The 15,653-nt window shown below is 61.5% G+C and carries 19 protein-coding genes; 4 read left to right on the forward strand and 15 right to left on the reverse strand.

The window, feature by feature from the left end; all coding sequences use genetic code 11:
* Nucleotides 1-43 precede the first annotated feature (43 nt).
* Complete coding sequence (gene rlmF / locus NPS58_RS23945) at nucleotides 44-1,006, forward strand: 23S rRNA (adenine(1618)-N(6))-methyltransferase RlmF (protein WP_274117744.1); 963 nt, start codon at nucleotides 44-46, stop codon at nucleotides 1,004-1,006.
* Between the two features lie 403 nt (nucleotides 1,007-1,409).
* Here the strand turns inward: rlmF and NPS58_RS23950 are convergent, their stop codons facing one another.
* A complete protein-coding gene (locus NPS58_RS23950; RefSeq protein ID WP_009398256.1) occupies nucleotides 1,410-1,691 on the reverse strand; it encodes an HU family DNA-binding protein in 282 nt (93 codons plus the stop codon).
* Between the two features lie 408 nt (nucleotides 1,692-2,099).
* On the opposite strand from NPS58_RS23950, the gene yejK reads away from it, so the two are divergent.
* Nucleotides 2,100-3,107 carry a nucleoid-associated protein YejK gene (yejK, locus tag NPS58_RS23955; RefSeq protein WP_274117745.1) on the forward strand — a complete coding sequence of 336 codons (1,008 nt, stop codon included), beginning with the start codon at nucleotides 2,100-2,102 and terminating at the stop codon, nucleotides 3,105-3,107.
* Here yejK and NPS58_RS23960 read toward each other — a convergent pair.
* From NPS58_RS23960 to NPS58_RS24025, 14 genes are all read right to left on the reverse strand, one after another.
* Complete coding sequence (locus NPS58_RS23960) at nucleotides 3,088-3,399, reverse strand: GIY-YIG nuclease family protein (RefSeq protein WP_425313141.1); 312 nt, start codon at nucleotides 3,397-3,399, stop codon at nucleotides 3,088-3,090. The genes yejK and NPS58_RS23960 overlap by 20 nt on opposite strands.
* Nucleotides 3,400-3,425: 26 nt before the next feature.
* Nucleotides 3,426-3,896 carry a nuclear transport factor 2 family protein gene (locus NPS58_RS23965; protein WP_274117747.1) on the reverse strand — a complete coding sequence of 157 codons (471 nt, stop codon included), beginning with the start codon at nucleotides 3,894-3,896 and terminating at the stop codon, nucleotides 3,426-3,428.
* A 51-nt stretch (nucleotides 3,897-3,947) separates the two neighbouring features.
* Nucleotides 3,948-5,231, reverse strand: a complete 1,284-nt coding sequence (locus NPS58_RS23970) for a CynX/NimT family MFS transporter (protein WP_274117748.1) — start codon at nucleotides 5,229-5,231, stop codon at nucleotides 3,948-3,950.
* A gap of 15 nt (nucleotides 5,232-5,246) precedes the next feature.
* Nucleotides 5,247-5,897 carry a FadR/GntR family transcriptional regulator gene (locus tag NPS58_RS23975; protein WP_274117749.1) on the reverse strand — a complete coding sequence of 217 codons (651 nt, stop codon included), beginning with the start codon at nucleotides 5,895-5,897 and terminating at the stop codon, nucleotides 5,247-5,249.
* Between the two features lie 89 nt (nucleotides 5,898-5,986).
* Nucleotides 5,987-7,033 carry a histidinol-phosphate transaminase gene (gene hisC, locus NPS58_RS23980; protein WP_274117750.1) on the reverse strand — a complete coding sequence of 349 codons (1,047 nt, stop codon included), beginning with the start codon at nucleotides 7,031-7,033 and terminating at the stop codon, nucleotides 5,987-5,989.
* 2 nt (nucleotides 7,034-7,035) lie between these two features.
* Complete coding sequence (hisD, locus tag NPS58_RS23985) at nucleotides 7,036-8,361, reverse strand: histidinol dehydrogenase (RefSeq protein WP_274117751.1); 1,326 nt, start codon at nucleotides 8,359-8,361, stop codon at nucleotides 7,036-7,038.
* A 126-nt stretch (nucleotides 8,362-8,487) separates the two neighbouring features.
* Nucleotides 8,488-9,123, reverse strand: coding sequence for an ATP phosphoribosyltransferase (gene hisG, locus NPS58_RS23990; RefSeq protein WP_274117752.1), 636 nt, complete (start codon nucleotides 9,121-9,123; stop codon nucleotides 8,488-8,490).
* 105 nt (nucleotides 9,124-9,228) lie between these two features.
* Nucleotides 9,229-10,494 carry a UDP-N-acetylglucosamine 1-carboxyvinyltransferase gene (gene murA, locus NPS58_RS23995; protein ID WP_274117753.1) on the reverse strand — a complete coding sequence of 422 codons (1,266 nt, stop codon included), beginning with the start codon at nucleotides 10,492-10,494 and terminating at the stop codon, nucleotides 9,229-9,231.
* 24 nt (nucleotides 10,495-10,518) lie between these two features.
* On the reverse strand, nucleotides 10,519-10,758 hold the full coding sequence (locus NPS58_RS24000) for a BolA family protein (protein WP_028942843.1): 240 nt from the start codon (nucleotides 10,756-10,758) through the stop codon (nucleotides 10,519-10,521).
* Between the two features lie 114 nt (nucleotides 10,759-10,872).
* Nucleotides 10,873-11,178 (reverse strand): STAS domain-containing protein, encoded by a 306-nt coding sequence (locus NPS58_RS24005; protein WP_274117754.1) that lies wholly within the window; start codon nucleotides 11,176-11,178, stop codon nucleotides 10,873-10,875.
* Entirely contained in the window at nucleotides 11,175-11,822 is a 648-nt protein-coding gene (locus NPS58_RS24010) for an MlaC/ttg2D family ABC transporter substrate-binding protein (protein WP_274117755.1), read from the reverse strand. Before NPS58_RS24010 ends, NPS58_RS24005 begins: the two co-directional genes overlap by 4 nt.
* Nucleotides 11,823-11,831: 9 nt before the next feature.
* Entirely contained in the window at nucleotides 11,832-12,299 is a 468-nt protein-coding gene (gene mlaD, locus NPS58_RS24015) for an outer membrane lipid asymmetry maintenance protein MlaD (protein ID WP_274117756.1), read from the reverse strand.
* Complete coding sequence (mlaE, locus tag NPS58_RS24020; RefSeq protein WP_028942839.1) at nucleotides 12,299-13,096, reverse strand: lipid asymmetry maintenance ABC transporter permease subunit MlaE; 798 nt, start codon at nucleotides 13,094-13,096, stop codon at nucleotides 12,299-12,301. The genes mlaD and mlaE overlap by 1 nt, the downstream gene beginning before the upstream one ends.
* The gene (locus tag NPS58_RS24025) at nucleotides 13,096-13,905 is read right to left on the reverse strand and encodes an ATP-binding cassette domain-containing protein (protein ID WP_274117757.1); all 810 of its coding nucleotides are present in this window, start codon (nucleotides 13,903-13,905) and stop codon (nucleotides 13,096-13,098) included. Before NPS58_RS24025 ends, mlaE begins: the two co-directional genes overlap by 1 nt.
* A gap of 243 nt (nucleotides 13,906-14,148) precedes the next feature.
* Between NPS58_RS24025 and NPS58_RS24030 the strand changes: the two genes are divergently transcribed.
* Both NPS58_RS24030 and NPS58_RS24035 read left to right on the forward strand, forming a co-directional pair.
* Nucleotides 14,149-15,123 (forward strand): KpsF/GutQ family sugar-phosphate isomerase, encoded by a 975-nt coding sequence (locus NPS58_RS24030; protein WP_274117758.1) that lies wholly within the window; start codon nucleotides 14,149-14,151, stop codon nucleotides 15,121-15,123.
* Complete coding sequence (locus NPS58_RS24035; RefSeq protein WP_274117759.1) at nucleotides 15,124-15,648, forward strand: KdsC family phosphatase; 525 nt, start codon at nucleotides 15,124-15,126, stop codon at nucleotides 15,646-15,648. It abuts the gene before it with no gap.
* Nucleotides 15,649-15,653: the final 5 nt, after the last annotated feature.

The raw sequence follows: 15,653 nt of genomic DNA on the forward strand, positions 1-15,653 counted from the left end.
CTGGAGCGGGCTTGACCCGCGATGCTTTCCACCGGACACCAAGATGACCACACCCAACAAACCGACCCTGCATCCGCGCAACCGCCACCAGGGCCGCTACAACTTCCCCGAGCTGATCAAGAGCAGCCCCGAACTGGGCCAGTTCATGATCACCAACCCCCACGGCAAGCCCAGCATCGACTTCGCCAACCCCGAGGCAGTACGGGTGTTCAACCGTGCCTTGCTCAAGGCCCAGTACGGTATCCAGCACTGGGACATTCCGGCCGATTACCTGTGCCCGCCCATTCCCGGTCGCGCCGACTACATCCATGTGCTGGCCGACCTGCTCGCCGACGAGAACCAGGGAGAGATTCCCCGGGGCGCCCAGGTACGCGCACTGGACGTTGGCGTGGGCGCCAATTGCATCTACCCGCTGCTGGGCCATAGTGACTACCGCTGGCGCTTTCTGGGATCGGACATCGACCCCACTGCCCTGGCCGCCGCCAAGGCCATCGTCCAGGCCAACGGCCTGGACAAAGCCATCGGCCTGCGCCAGCAAGGCAACCGCAAGCACATCCTGCTAGGCCTGCTCAAAAACGACGAGCGCTACGACCTGACCTTGTGCAACCCACCCTTCCACGCCTCCCGCGAGGAAGCCACCCGCGGCAGCCAGCGCAAGTGGCGCGCCCTCGGCAAGGCCGACCCCAAGCGCAAGCTGCCGGTACTGAACTTTGGCGGCCAGAACAACGAGCTGTGGTACGAAGGTGGCGAGATCCGCTTTGTCAGCCAGTTGGTGACCGAAAGCGCCACCCTGGGCCAGCAGGTACTGTGGTTCACCTCGCTGGTGTCCAAGGCTTCCAACCTGCCCGGCATCCAGGCCGCGCTGAAAAAGGCCGGTGCGCAGGCGGTACGGGTCGTCGAGATGGGCCAGGGGCAGAAGCAGAGCCGCATGGTCGCCTGGACCTTCCAGGATGAGGCCTCCCGCCAGGCGTGGCGCCAAAGCCGCTGGCTTTCCCGCCAGGCATAAAAATCTAAGGCCACCCCATTTTTTGCAATACTGGTTAACGGATGAAGTGGTTGGCTTGCTTGAATCTATCCGGCGTCCAATTGGGGGCTTGCCCCGCGCCACGATGAGAGTCGCGCCTGGCGATCCTTGAAAACCGCTCGGCTTCGAGAGCCGATTTTTATGTCAGGATCCTCGCCAGGCCGAGAGCTACTTGCGAAACAGCTCTCGGCCGGGCTTATCCTGGCCGTGCAGATGAAAGGTGTGTTTGCCGAGATCGATACCGACCAGTGCCAAATCGCTCATGGTGATGGTCTCCAGAAATAAAACACCCTGCGAAAGCGTAGCCCTCGCAGGGTGTCGGGGTGACCATTTCATTAACCGCGGCCGGGCAAACCGGACGCGGTTTTTTTCAAGCTGTTTACAATTACTTGTTTACAGCGTCGGTCAGCACTTTGGCTGGCACGAACTTGACGACTTTCTTGGCAGCGATTTCGATGGCAGCGCCAGTCGAAGGGTTGCGGCCGGTACGGGCAGGACGCTCGGTGATTTTCAGTTTGCCAATGCCTGGCAGAGTGATTTCGCTGCCATTTTCCAGTTGATCAGCAACGATCTGACCCAGTTGCTCCAGAGCGTTACGCGCGGTGGTTTTCGGCGCGTCGATAGCTTCGGCGATGTCGGCGATCAGTTGGTCTTTGGTCAATGCCATGGTGGTGTTCCTTCCCTATCAAATTCAGTGAGTATGCAGAGTGCTACGTCGGTCATCGAGCCAGACCTGCGGGGGAGCCGGCGGTCCGGTGTTACAGCCACGTCAATCGCGTATGTAGATACGCAAAACGGCGTTTGGTTCGACGTGACGCGAGCGGTCTGCCAGCAATGCGCCACACACGGGGCGCAAGACCGGGCAAAACTACCACAGGAATAGATAAATATCCGCCTTTGGCAGGGCAAATGTGCTGGTTTTTCGGGGGTTTGCGCGAAAAAACGCAAAAAATTGAACAAAAAACGAACAACCGCCATTTCTGCCAACAACTGGCCGCTGAATCACCCTTGGGCTGAGGTACACTTGGCGACTTTGCAACGCGGCCAGCACCGCCCATTTTCAACCGAGAATCCCATGCCGATCCGTCATTGCATCGTCCACCTGATCGACAAGAAGCCCGATGGCAGCCCCGCTGTGCTGCACGCACGCGACTCGGAACTGGCCGAGTCCAGTGCCATCGAAAACCTCCTGGCCGATCTCAACGACAGCTACAACGCCAAGCAAGGCAAAGCCTGGGGCTTCTTCCACGCAGAGTCGGGCGCTCACCCGTTCAGCGGCTGGCTCAAGGAGTACCTGGACGCAGGCAGCACCTTTACCGCCTTCAGCCGGGTCGCCGTCGAGCACCTGCAAAAACTGATGGAAGAATCCAACCTGTCAGTCGGCGGCCATGTCCTGTTCGCCCACTATCAGCAAGGCATGACCGAGTACCTGGCCATCGCCCTGCTGCACCACAGCGAAGGGGTGGCAGTAAACGCCGAGCTGGACGTCACGCCATCCCGTCATCTGGACCTGGGCCAATTGCACCTGGCAGCGCGAATCAACCTGTCCGAATGGCAGAACAACAAGGCCTCCAAGCAGTACATCTCGTTCATCAAGGGCAAGAACGGCAAGAAGGTCTCGGAGTACTTCCGTGACTTCATCGGCTGCCAGGAAGGCGTCGACGGCCCGGGCGAAACCCGCACGCTGCTCAAGGCCTTCAGTGACTTCGTCGAAAGCGAAGACCTGCCCGAAGAAGCCGCCCGCGAGAAAACCCAGACCCTGGTCGATTACGCCACCAGCCAGACCAAGGCCGGTGAGCCGGTGACCCTTGAAGAGCTCTCGGGGCTGATCGATGAAGACCGCCCACGGGCCTTCTACGAGCATATCCGCAACAAGGACTACGGCCTGTCGCCGGAAATCCCGGCCGACAAACGCACCCTCAATCAGTTCCGCCGTTTCACCGGGCGTGCCGAGGGGCTGTCGATCAGCTTCGAAGCGCACCTGTTGGGCTCCAAGATCGAATACGACGAAGAGGCCGGGACGCTGATCATCAAGGGCTTGCCGACGCAGCTGACCGATCAGCTCAAGCGTCGCAAGGACTGATCGCCACATAGGAGGCCACCAGGGCCTCCTTGGCGCCTTTGCGCAACCTCTTCACCAACCGTTCCTGGCGCAAGGCCTCGGCCTTGCTCGGCCATGCCTCGATGTACACCAGCGCCACGGCCGGGCTGGTACTGAAATAGCGCGCACCCTGCCCCTTTTGATGGGCGATGAAACGTCGCTGCGGATCATCGCTGATACCACAGTAAAGCGAGCCATTGGCGGCCCGGACCAGATAGAGGTACCAGGGTTTGGCAGGTGTGTCGGCAGAGGCTGGGGTCACGGTGCTGGCTATTGAACGAAAGCCGACAGCTTACCCGTTCAGCGGCCGGCCTGGAACGCGCGCAAACCTTTCAATGCCTGCTGGCGGACCTTGCCGTGCACCAGCGGCGTCCAGCCCAGCAACAGCCCTTTGAAGCCCAGTGCCTGTCGCGACCAGCGCCACAGGTCAAAGCTGTCATGGTGTTCGCAGATCTTGCCTTGGCGAAACACAAAGCGCGCCTGGATGTCATTGACCACCACGCGATCGGTCTGGCTGAACAGGTAGGTGGCCACCCAATGGGCGCTACCGGTTCGCTCGTCGGCCTGCACCCTGTCGAAAGTCAGGGAGAAGTCCTGGGCACGCTGGGTCAGCATGCGCCACATGTCGCCGGCATCCTTGCCACGCAAGGTGCCGAAGGCCGGATCACTGAAGACGATGTCGTCACTGTAGCAAGCCACCATGGCCTCCGCGTCGAGGCGCTGGAAGGCCTGGTAGAAACGGGTGATCAGGGCGCTGTTGGCGTCGCTCATGAGGCGGGTCCATTACCGAGGGAACAGACCCGAACAATAGCACCTTGCCGGTCAGACGCGCTCGCTGACCACCTGCACGTGCAGGCTGCGCCCGGCCTTCAGGCCGAAAGCAATGGCACCGATCCCAACCACGGCGAAAATCCAGCCGATGGCGTTCCAGCCGCCGGTCAGGTCATGAACCAGGCCGACCGCGAAAGGCCCCATCGAAGCCAGGGTATAACCCACTCCCTGGGCCATGCTCGACAGGTTGGCGGCGACATGGGCGTCCTTGGAGCGCAGCACGATCAAGGTCAAGGCCAGGGCGAAGCTGCCGCCCTGGCCCAGCCCAAGTACGATTGCCCAGCCCCACAGGCCCTCGAGCGGCGCATACAGGCAACCAAACAGACCCGCCAGTACCATCACCATGACGCCGACGATGGCGATGCGCTGATCCTTGCCACGGGTTGCCAGCCAGGGTGCGGCCAGCGAGCTGATCAACTGCACGATGACAGAGCCGGACAACACCAGGCCCGCCTGGGTCGGGGTCAAGCCTCGGCCGATCAGGATCGACGGCAACCAGCCGAAGACGATGTAGGCCAGCGACGACTGCAGCCCCATGTACAGCGTCACTTGCCAGGCCAAAGGGTCGCGCAGCAGGCCACGCACCCGATAGGCCACGTGATGCGCGCCATGACCTTCACGTGCCTGGGGCAACCAGATCAAGGCGGCCAGAAGCGCCGGAATCAACCAGAAGCCCAATCCAAGGGCCCAGCTGTCACCCAGGTGCTGGCTCAGAGGCACCGTCGCGCCAGCGGCAAGGGCAGCCCCCAGGCACAAGGCCATGGTGTAGACCCCGGTCAGGGTGCCGGCATGTTTGGGGAAGTCGCGCTTGACGATGCCTGGCAACAATACGCCGATCACGCCGATGCTGGCCCCTGCCATGATGCTGCCGACGAACACGCCGGTGCTGCCGAAGGCGCTGCGCACGGCAATGCCGGCAGCCAGGACCATGAGAATGCCGAGGATCACCCGTTCGCTGCCAAAGCGACGCGCCAGTATCGGCGCCAAAGGCGCGAACAGCCCCAGGCAAAGCACCGGCAAGGTGGTCAGCAGGCCGGCCGCCGACGCGGTCAGGCCAAGGCTCTCGGACACCTGGTTAAGCAGCGGCGCCATGCTGGACAGCGCCGGGCGCAGGTTCAGCGCCACCAGCACCAGGCCAAGCAGCAACAGCCAGGGCCGCTTGAGCAGCACGGGCTGGCGCTGGACCTGCTCGTCGTCGGCCTCGGCGTCGATCAGCAACTCTTCAAGCTCCGGCCCCTGGGCCGGCGGGGCATTTCGGGTAGTGTCATGGGCCATGGCAGTCTCGCAAGGTCAGGATTCGTTGATCAGGGTCCGGCTCAGGGCCTTTGCCTTGTCCGAATCGCGTTGTTCGATAGCGTCGAGGATCTGCCCATGCAGGTCGAAGACCGACTGGCAGCGCGGCGCATGGGAAAGGTTGTGGTGCAAGGTGGCCGCCACGACGCCGGAGAAGTAGCGGTACAGCTCACTGAGCGCCGGGTTGTGCGCGGCATCGACCATGCGCTGGTGGAACACCAGGTCGCAGCTGATGTAGCGCCCCAGATCGTCGTGATAGTGCGCACTGCTATGGGCGAGGGCTTCACGCAGGCCTTTGAGGTCTTCGTCCGTACGGCGCAAGGCTGCAAGGCCGATGGCCTCGGCTTCGAGGATATGCCGGGCTTCACGGGCCTGCGCCAGGTCACAGCGTGACAATGCTTGCAACGCCTGCAGTGGATCGACCGCTGTTCGCAGGTAGCTTCCGTCACCTTGACGGACCTCGACCAGGCCGCTGAACGCCAGCACCCGCATGGCTTCGCGCACGGTGTTGCGGCTGATGCCCAGCTCTGTGGCCAGCTCAGGTTCAGTGGGCAGGCGTTGGCCTACGACCCAGGCGCCATTGGCGATGCGTTCGCGTAGTTGGTCGACGGCTTGTTCGACCAGGGATCGTTTGGTGAGTAATGTCATGACATCCAATCATCGGATGAATTAATTCGAAAAGCAATCGCGGGGCAAACCCGCTCCTACCGGCAGGAGCGGGCTTGCCCCGCGATCGGTCAGTTCAACGCATCGAGCAACGCCTGATTCTGCTCCGGCGTACCAATGGTGATACGCAGGAACTGGGCAATGCGCGCCTGCTTGAAGTGCCGCACTATCACCCCTTGTTCACGCAACTTCGCCGCCAGCTCACCCGCATCGTGTTGCGGGTGACGCGCGAAGATGAAGTTGGCCGCCGATGGCAATACTTCAAAGCCTCGTGCGGCGAGCTCGCCTACCAACGCCTCACGGCTGTCGATCACCTTGCGGCAGGTGTCTTCAAAGTAGGCGCGATCCTGGAAGGCTGCTGCTGCGCCGACAATTGCCATGCGATCGAGTGGGTAGGAGTTGAAGCTGTTCTTGATCCGCTCCAGCGCCTCGATCAGGTCCGGGTGCCCTACCGCCAGGCCTACCCGCAGCCCTGCCAGCGAGCGCGACTTGGACAAGGTCTGGGTAACCAGCAGGTTGTCGTAGCGATCGACCAGGCTAATGGCAGTCTGACCACCGAAGTCGATATAGGCCTCATCGACCACCACGACCGATTCCGGGCTGGTCTTGAGCAGTTGCTCGATGGCATCCAACGCCAACAGGCAGCCCGTCGGTGCGTTGGGATTGGGGAAAATGATGCCGCCATTGGGTTTGGCATAATCCTCGACGCGAATCTGGAACTGCTCGTCCAGCGCTACCTGCTCGAACGGGATGCCATACAGGCCGCAGTACACCGGATAAAAGCTGTAGCTGATGTCCGGGAACAGCAGCGGCGCACCGTGCTGGAACAGGCCGTGGAAAATGTGCGCCAGCACCTCGTCCGAACCATTACCGAGGAACACCTGGTTACCCTTGACCCCGTAGTAATCCGCCACAGCCTGCTTGAGCAGGTCGCTGTTCGGGTCGGGATACAGGCGCAGGTTGTCGTTCAGCTCGCCGCGCATGGCCTCCAGCGCCTTGGGCGAAGGGCCATAGGGATTCTCGTTGGTGTTGAGCTTGACCAGTTTGGCCAGCTTGGGCTGCTCGCCCGGCACGTAAGGCACCAGCTCCTTGACGAAGGGGCTCCAGAATTTACTCATGCTCAGTTCCCCTTCTTGTCGGCAAGGATGCGGTATTCGGCGCTGCGGGCGTGGGCGGTCAGCGATTCGCCACGGGCCAGGACCGAAGCGGTGCGCCCCAGTTCGGAAGCCCCCTGCTCGGAGCAGAAGATAATCGAGGAGCGCTTCTGGAAGTCATAGACCCCCAGTGGCGAGGAAAAGCGCGCGGTACCGGAAGTTGGCAGCACGTGGTTCGGACCTGCGCAGTAGTCGCCCAGGGCTTCGCTGGTGTGGCGGCCCATGAAGATCGCGCCGGCGTGGCGGATTTGCGGCAGCCAGGCTTGCGGGTCAGCCACTGACAGCTCCAGGTGTTCTGGCGCGATACGGTTGGCCACCTCCATTGCCTGCTGCATGTCACGCACCTGGATCAGCGCACCACGGCCGTTGATCGAGGTCTTGATGATTTCGGCACGCTCCATGGTCGGCAGCAGCTTGTCGATGCTGGCGGCAACCTTGTCGAGGAACGCGGCATCCGGGCTGACCAGGATCGCCTGGGCATCTTCGTCGTGTTCGGCCTGGGAGAACAGGTCCATGGCGATCCAGTCCGGGTCGGTCTGGCCGTCGCACACCACGAGGATTTCCGAAGGGCCGGCAATCATGTCGATACCGACCTGGCCAAACACGTGACGCTTGGCGGTGGCGACGTAGATATTGCCCGGACCGACAACCTTGTCGACCTGCGGCACGCTCTCGGTGCCATAGGCCAGGGCGGCCACGGCCTGGGCGCCGCCGATGGTGAAGACGCGGTCGACCCCGGCAATGCACGCTGCGGCAAGTACCAGTTCGTTGATTTCGCCGCGTGGGGTTGGCACCACCATCACGACTTCACCCACGCCTGCCACCTTGGCCGGAATGGCGTTCATCAGCACCGACGACGGGTAGGAAGCCTTGCCGCCCGGCACGTACAGGCCAGCACGGTCCAGCGGGGTGACTTTCTGGCCCAGCACCGTGCCATCGGCTTCGGTGTAGGACCAGGAGTCCTGCTTCTGGCGTTCGTGGTAGCTGCGCACGCGATCGGCGGCTTTTTCCAGGGCTTCGCGCTGGGCCGGGGTGATGCGGGTCAACGCCAGTTCCAGGCGCTCGCGCCCCAGGATCAGGTCGTCGATGGACTTGGCGTCAACACCGTCGAAACGCTGGGTGAACTCCACCAATGCTGCATCACCGCGCTCGCGCACGGCCTTGATGATATCCAGCACTCGCTGGTTGACCGCGTCGTCAGACACGCTTTCCCAGCTCAGCAGATGATCCAGATGTCGGGCGAAATCCGGGTCGGCGGCATTGAGTCGGGCAATTGCAGTGGACGCGGTCATAGCGAGGGCCTCAATAAATGGCGAATGCTCAGGCACCCTAAGCTACCAGTCGATCCGCGCGGGCACCTGAGAAAATTGGCTATGACGCGGATAGACGGGCGCGACAGCGAAGGTCGCGCGCAGAAGTCAGCCGCGGTGTCGCGTTTCGACAGCCTGGCGCAGGGTGTCGATCAGGCTCTGGATGCGAGCATGCTGCATCTTCATCGAAGCCTTGTTGACCACCAGCCGGGAGCTGATGGTGGCAATCAGTTCCTGGGGTTCCAGGCCGTTGGCACGCAGGGTGTTACCGGTGTCGACAACGTCGATGATCTTGTCGGCCAGGCCAATCAGTGGCGCCAGCTCCATCGAGCCATAGAGCTTGATGATGTCGACCTGACGACCCTGCTCGGCGTAGTAGCGCTTGGCGACGTTGACGAACTTGGTGGCAACGCGCAGGCGCCCCTTGGGTTCGGCGGCGCCGATGGCACCGGCAGTCATCAGCTTGCACTGGGCGATCTGCAGGTCCAGGGGCTCATACAGGCCCTGGCCGCCGTACTCCATCAACACGTCCTTGCCAGCCACACCCAGATCGGCGGCGCCATGCTCGACATAGGTCGGCACATCGGTAGCCCGTACGATCAGCAGGCGCACATCGTCCTGGGTCGTCGGGATGATCAGTTTGCGGCTCTTGTCCGGGTTCTCGGTCGGTACGATACCGGCTTCAGCCAGCAACGGCAGTGTATCGTCGAGAATCCGACCCTTGGATAGCGCGATGGTCAACATGGGAAACGTCGGTCCTTATGCGGCTACAGCCGGCCGGACCTCGGGGCCCGACCGCGTTCAATTCGGTGCAGCAATTGGCTGGCGCGTCCCTGCGCCGGTCACAGACTAGCCCGGTACGCGACGGATCTTGGCGCCCAGCATCTGCAGTTTTTCCTCGATGCACTCGTAACCACGGTCGATGTGGTAGATGCGATCGATCAGGGTATCGCCTTCGGCGACCAGCGCCGACAGTACCAGGCTGGCCGACGCACGCAGGTCGGTAGCCATGACTGGCGCGCCCTTGAGAGTCTTGGTGCCGGTGACGATGGCGGTATTGCCTTCGACCTGGATCTGCGCGCCCATGCGGTGCATTTCGTACACGTGCATGAAACGGTTTTCGAAGATCGTCTCGATTACCGCGCCCGTGCCTTCGGCAATGGCATTGAGCGAGATGAACTGCGCCTGCATGTCGGTCGGGAATGCCGGGTACGGAGCGGTACGCAGGTTGACGGCTTTTGGCCGCTTGCCGTGCATGTCGAGCTCAATCCAGTCTTCACCGGTGGTGACTTCGGCGCCGGCTTCCTTGAGCTTCTCGAGTACGGCTTCGAGGATGGTCGGATCGGTGTCCTTGACCTTGACCCGGCCACCAGTGACCGCGGCCGCGACCAGGTAGGTGCCGGTCTCGATACGGTCAGGCATGACGCGGTAGGTCGCGGAACCCAGGCGCTCGACGCCGTCGATGGTGATGGTGTCGGTACCGGCACCCTGGATCTTGGCGCCCATGGCGATCAGGAAGTTGGCCAGGTCGACCACTTCAGGCTCGCGCGCGGCGTTCTGCAGCACGCTGCGGCCTTTGGCCAGGGCCGCGGCCATCATGATGTTCTCGGTACCAGTCACACTGACGGTATCGAAGAAGAAGTGCGCACCGCGCAGGCCGCCTTCAGGGGCCTTGGCCTTGATGTAGCCGCCTTCGACCTCGATCTTCGCGCCCATGGCTTCCAAGCCACGGATGTGCAGGTCTACCGGACGCGAACCAATGGCGCAACCGCCAGGCAGGGCGACCTCGGCCTCGCCAAAGCGGGCGACCATCGGGCCCAGTACCAGGATCGAGGCACGCATGGTTTTCACCAGTTCGTACGGTGCGACCAGGGTCTTGATGGTGCGTGGATCGATTTCCACCGAGAGTTTCTCGTCGATCACAGGCTCGATGCCCATGCGACCGAACAACTCGATCATGGTGGTGATGTCGTGCAGGTGCGGCAGGTTGCCGACCGTCACCGGGCCATCGCAGAGCAGGGTTGCCGAGAGAATCGGCAGCGCCGCGTTCTTGGCACCGGAAATGCGGATTTCGCCATCAAGACGAACGCCGCCAGTAATAATCAGTTTGTCCATTTCTGTCTCGCCGCCAATTTAGGCTCAGTTGCGCTCAGCCCAGGCTGCGCTGCTGAAAAATTTCATGGTTACCGCATGGATGCTGCCATCAGTGATCCACGGATTAAGATGAGCATAGATCTGCTGCTGACGCTTGACCGGGCTCAAGGCCGCCAATTCGTCGCTGATCACGTTCAACTGGAAGTTGCAGCCTTCGCCTTCAACTTCGACCCGGGTTCCCGGCAACTTTTCTTCAAGGAAGTTCTTAACTTCTACGGCCTGCATGCTCAACCTCAATCGGCGCCCAGTGCGCGCGGGTCGGCCATGATACAAAAAAGCCCCTCGCCTGCGAACCCCGTAATCGAGGACTCTGACAGAGGGGCCATCGTCAGCGGGCAGTCACTGCCCCGCCAGTACTTCATCGAGGTCATAAACCTCGGCGATTTCGCGCATGTCCTGAGGCATGGCACGCACCTCGACGGCCTTGCCGGCCGCCTTGGCATCGCGCATGAACGCCAGCAACAGGGACAGCCCGACACTGCTGGACTTCTCGACCTTCGAACAATCGAGCACCAGCGCCGCACCTTTGCTGGACTCGATCAGCGCCTTGCCCTGCTTGCGCAGCGCGGGGCCGGTACGGTAGTCCAGTACGCCGGCAAGGCCCAGCACACCGTCCTCGCTCAGGGTAATGGTGCTATCAGTCATTGCGCTTGCTTCTCGGTTTCTTGCTCGGCAGTTTCCTTGGCCTTGGCCACTTCTCCGGCCCAGCCGTCGATGGTCTTGTCCAGGTTATTGCCATTGCGCTGCATGGCATCGGCGAACTGATCACGGAACAGCTTGCCAATGTTGATGCCGTTGACGATCACGTTACGCACTTTCCACTCGCCGTCGAGCTTGGTCAGCGTGTAGGAAACCGGGTAAATGGCACCGTTGTTGCCCTTGACGGTCATGTCGACGCTGGCGCGGTCGTTGCCGTCCATTTTTTCCGCCCCAACGGTAATGCCCTGGTTGTTGTACTCCAGCAAGGCATTGCCATAGAACTGCATGAGACTGCGCTTGAAGTTCTCCTGGAAACGCTGCATCTGCTCCGGGGTCGCTTTGCGCGAATACTTGACCGTCATGATGCTGCGAGAGATGCCGTCGGCATCGACCACAGGCCCCAGGTTGGCGTTGAGCGCATCGTAGAACGCGCTTGGATTGGACTTGTATTGCTCCTTGTTGGCTTTCAGGTCAGCCAGCAATTGGGTAGTCGTACCCTGTATCACTTCTTTGGGCGACTGCGCGGCCACCGCCATCAATGGCAGCGCCGCCAGCAAGACCAGCAAGCCGCGTCGCAGGATAGAGATCATGGAAACTCCTTATTTAGCTTCTTTGCCAACGGTATTGAGCAGGAACTTGCCAATCAGATCTTCCAGTACCAGCGCCGACTGGGTGTCATGAATGATTGCACCATCCTTGAGCACCGCGTCATCTCCGCCCACGCTGATACCGATGTACTTCTCGCCGAGCAACCCAGCGGTGAGGATGGAGGCAGTGGAATCGGTAGGCAGGTTGTCTACGCGTTTTTCCAGCTGCAACGTCACCCGACCGGTATAGGTATCACGGTCCAGATCAATGGCCGTGACCTTGCCGATGGTTACACCGGCCATGGTCACTTTAGCTCTGACAGTCAAACCGGCGATATTGTCGAAGTACGCGTAAACTTTATAGGTGTCGCTGCTCGGACTGGCGGACAGGCCACTGACGCGCAATGCCAACAACAGCAGCGCCAGGATCCCGGCCAGGAGGAACAGGCCAACACCGATTTCCAGGGTGCGGTTTTGCATCAGAAATCTCCAAACATCAAGGCGGTCAGAATAAAGTCCAGACCCAGGACTGCCAATGAGGCATAGACCACGGTCTTGGTAGTGGCACGACTGATCCCCTCTGAGGTGGGCTCGCAGTCATAGCCCTGGAATACGGCAATCCAGGTGACGACAAAGGCAAAAACCAGGCTTTTGATCACACCGTTGAGTACATCATCGGTGAACGACACGCTGTTTTGCATGTTGGCCCAGAACGAGCCGTCATAAACACCCAGCCAGTCAACCGCCACCCAGGAACCACCCCAGATACCGACCACGCTGAAAATCAGCGCCAGCAACGGCAGCGAGATGAAACCGGCCCACAGGCGCGGGGCAACGATGTACTTGAGGGGATCGACGCCGATCATTTCCAGGCTGGAAAGCTGTTCGGTCGACTTCATGTTGCCGATTTCGGCGGTCAGTGCCGAACCAGCTCGACCGGCGAACAGCAGCGCGGTGACAACCGGCCCCAGCTCACGCAGCAGCGTCAGGGCGACCATTTGCCCTACCGCCTGCTCCGAGCCGTATTTGGCCAGGATGCTGAAGCCCTGCAGGGCCAGCACCATCCCGATGAACACCCCGGAAACGACAATGATCGCCAGCGATAGCACGCCGACCGAATAGAGTTGCTTGACCAGCAATTGGAAGCCGCCGCCAATTCCGCCGCGCCCCACCAATGCGTGTACCAGGAACAGGCAGGAACGGCCGAGCACGGCCAGCACGTCGATGGCCGAACGGCCAAATCGACGAATACGTTCGAGCAAGGATTTTCTGCGCATCAACGCTTCCCCAGAAGATCGGCGCGGTAGTCAGGCGCAGGAAAGTGAAAGGGCACGGGGCCATCTGGGTCGCCTTTCATGAACTGGCGAATGCGCGGGTTATCGGAGCCCATCAGCTCGTCCGGCGTACCCTGGCCCAGGACCTGGCCGTCGCCGACCACGTAAATGTAGTCGGCAATGCTGGCGGTTTCGGCCAGATCGTGCGACACAACGATGCTGGTGATACCCAGGGCATCGTTGAGCAGGCGAATCAGGCGCACCAGCACCCCCATGGCAATCGGGTCCTGCCCCACGAAGGGCTCGTCGTACATGAGGATCTGCGGGTCCAGGGCAATGGCCCGGGCCAGTGCGACACGGCGCTTCATGCCGCCGGAGAGCTCGTCCGGCATCAGCTCGATGGCACCGCGCAGCCCAACGGCCTGCAGCTTCATCAGCACGATGTCGCGGATCATCTCGTCGGACAACTGCGTGTGCACCCGCAACGGGAAGGCCACGTTCTCGAACACATCGAGGTCAGTGAACAATGCACCGCTCTGGAACAACACGCCCATTTGCTTGCGCGCATCGAACAGGTCGCCACGCGATAGCGTGGGCAGGTTCTGTCCGCCGACCCAGACCTCGCCGCTGGCAGGCCGCAGCTGGGCCCCCATCAGGCGCAGCAATGTGGTCTTGCCGCATCCCGAAGGCCCCATGATCCCAGTGACCTTGCCCCGCGGAATGCGTATATCGACATTATTGAAGATGCTGCGCGAACCGCGCTTGAAGGACACGCCCTTCAACTCGACCGCGTAGGCGTTATCAACGCTCATCTAGACTCCTTGCGATGCAGCCTTCTCACTCAGACGCGCGCCTCCTTCATGGAGGCACGCACGTCCCAAGCGGGCCGAACAGGCGGCGAACTATAGCATCGCTGATAGCAGCGCCCCAAGGCCGCCGCAGCGCTCGTTCAGCTATGGTTAAGCAAGATCCCCGTTCGTATGACAATCACAAGGTGAGGGTTTTGCGCATTGTCGCTATAATCGGCGCCTTTCATCAGGCAATCGTTTTCCGCCATGAGCCAATCCAGCGAGCTGATTCAATCCGCGCAGCGCACCATTCGCCTTGAAGTCAAGGCGGTAGAGGGCCTGCTGGCCCACATCGATGCCGATTTCGTCAAAGCCTGTGAGCTGATCCAGGCCTGCAAAGGGCGGGTCGTCGTGGTCGGGATGGGCAAGTCCGGCCATATCGGCAGAAAAATCGCCGCGACCCTGGCCAGCACCGGCACGCCCTCGTTTTTCGTGCACCCGGCAGAGGCCAGCCATGGTGACATGGGCATGATTACCCGCGACGATGTGATCCTGGCCTTGTCCAACTCCGGTTCCACCGCCGAGATCGTCACCCTGCTGCCGCTGATCAAGCGCCTGGGTATCCAGTTGATCAGCATGACTGGCAACCCCGACTCCGCGCTGGCCAAGGCCGCCGAAGTGAATCTGGACGCCCGTGTCGAGCAGGAAGCCTGCCCGCTGAACCTGGCGCCCACCTCCTCGACCACCGCGGCGCTGGTGCTTGGTGACGCACTGGCAATCGCCCTGCTCGAGGCCCGTGGATTCACCGCCGAAGACTTCGCGTTCTCGCACCCCGGCGGCGCCCTGGGCCGCCGCCTGTTGCTCAAGGTCGAGAACGTGATGCACGCGGGTGATGAACTGCCCAAGGTACAGCGCGGCATCCTGCTCAAGGACGCGCTGCTCGAAATGTCTCGCAAAGGTTTGGGTATGACCGCCGTCGTTGAAGCCGACGGACGGCTGGCTGGAATCTTCACCGACGGCGACCTGCGCCGCAGCCTCGACCGCAACATCGACGTACACAAGACCCTGATCGACGAGGTCATGACCCTCCACGGCAAGACCGCACGCGCAGAAATGCTCGCCGCCGAGGCCCTGAAGATCATGGAAGACCACAAGATCAACGCCCTGGTGGTGATCGACAACGATGAACGCCCGGTTGGCGCACTCAACATGCATGACCTGCTGCGCGCCGGAGTGATGTAAATGACTGACAACCTGATGCACCGCGGCAAGGCCATCAAGCTGGCTGTCTTCGACGTTGACGGCGTACTGACCGATGGCCGCCTGTATTTCCTCGAGGACGGCAGCGAATTCAAGACCTTCAACACCCTCGATGGCCAGGGCATCAAGATGCTCATGGCTTCTGGCGTGACCACGGCGATCATCAGCGGACGCAAGACCCCGGTAGTCGAGCGACGCGCCAAGAACCTCGGCATCCCCCACCTGTTCCAGGGACGCGAAGATAAATTGGTGGTTCTGGACAAGCTTCTCGGCCAGCTCAACCTAAGCTATGAGCAAGTGGCCTATCTGGGTGACGACCTGCCCGACCTGCCGGTGATCCGTCGAGTCGGCCTGGGCATGGCAGTAGCCAACGCCGCAGCGTTCGTTCGCGAACACGCCCACGGCGTCACTATTGCCCGAGGCGGCGAAGGCGCTGCCCGCGAATTCTGCGAGCTGATCCTCCAAGCCCAGGGCAACCTTGATGCCGCCAACGCCCATTACCTGTAGAGCGA

The sequence above is a fragment of the Pseudomonas putida genome, from assembly GCF_028682455.1.
GTDB lineage: Bacteria > Pseudomonadota > Gammaproteobacteria > Pseudomonadales > Pseudomonadaceae > Aquipseudomonas > Aquipseudomonas putida_AA.

Excerpts from the sequence above, each read along its gene's own strand:
- rlmF (WP_274117744.1), top strand. The coding sequence starts at position 44 with ATGACCACACCCAACAAACCGACCCTGCATCCGCGCAACCGCCACCAG.
- NPS58_RS23950 (WP_009398256.1), bottom strand. The coding sequence starts at position 1,691 with ATGGCATTGACCAAAGACCAACTGATCGCCGACATCGCCGAAGCTATC.
- yejK (WP_274117745.1), top strand. The coding sequence starts at position 2,100 with ATGCCGATCCGTCATTGCATCGTCCACCTGATCGACAAGAAGCCCGAT.
- NPS58_RS23965 (WP_274117747.1), bottom strand. The coding sequence starts at position 3,896 with ATGAGCGACGCCAACAGCGCCCTGATCACCCGTTTCTACCAGGCCTTC.
- NPS58_RS23970 (WP_274117748.1), bottom strand. The coding sequence starts at position 5,231 with ATGGCCCATGACACTACCCGAAATGCCCCGCCGGCCCAGGGGCCGGAG.
- NPS58_RS23975 (WP_274117749.1), bottom strand. The coding sequence starts at position 5,897 with ATGACATTACTCACCAAACGATCCCTGGTCGAACAAGCCGTCGACCAA.
- hisC (WP_274117750.1), bottom strand. The coding sequence starts at position 7,033 with ATGAGTAAATTCTGGAGCCCCTTCGTCAAGGAGCTGGTGCCTTACGTG.
- hisD (WP_274117751.1), bottom strand. The coding sequence starts at position 8,361 with ATGACCGCGTCCACTGCAATTGCCCGACTCAATGCCGCCGACCCGGAT.
- hisG (WP_274117752.1), bottom strand. The coding sequence starts at position 9,123 with ATGTTGACCATCGCGCTATCCAAGGGTCGGATTCTCGACGATACACTG.
- murA (WP_274117753.1), bottom strand. The coding sequence starts at position 10,494 with ATGGACAAACTGATTATTACTGGCGGCGTTCGTCTTGATGGCGAAATC.
- NPS58_RS24000 (WP_028942843.1), bottom strand. The coding sequence starts at position 10,758 with ATGCAGGCCGTAGAAGTTAAGAACTTCCTTGAAGAAAAGTTGCCGGGA.
- NPS58_RS24005 (WP_274117754.1), bottom strand. The coding sequence starts at position 11,178 with ATGACTGATAGCACCATTACCCTGAGCGAGGACGGTGTGCTGGGCCTT.
- NPS58_RS24010 (WP_274117755.1), bottom strand. The coding sequence starts at position 11,822 with ATGATCTCTATCCTGCGACGCGGCTTGCTGGTCTTGCTGGCGGCGCTG.
- mlaD (WP_274117756.1), bottom strand. The coding sequence starts at position 12,299 with ATGCAAAACCGCACCCTGGAAATCGGTGTTGGCCTGTTCCTCCTGGCC.
- mlaE (WP_028942839.1), bottom strand. The coding sequence starts at position 13,096 with ATGCGCAGAAAATCCTTGCTCGAACGTATTCGTCGATTTGGCCGTTCG.
- NPS58_RS24025 (WP_274117757.1), bottom strand. The coding sequence starts at position 13,905 with ATGAGCGTTGATAACGCCTACGCGGTCGAGTTGAAGGGCGTGTCCTTC.
- NPS58_RS24030 (WP_274117758.1), top strand. The coding sequence starts at position 14,149 with ATGAGCCAATCCAGCGAGCTGATTCAATCCGCGCAGCGCACCATTCGC.
- NPS58_RS24035 (WP_274117759.1), top strand. The coding sequence starts at position 15,124 with ATGACTGACAACCTGATGCACCGCGGCAAGGCCATCAAGCTGGCTGTC.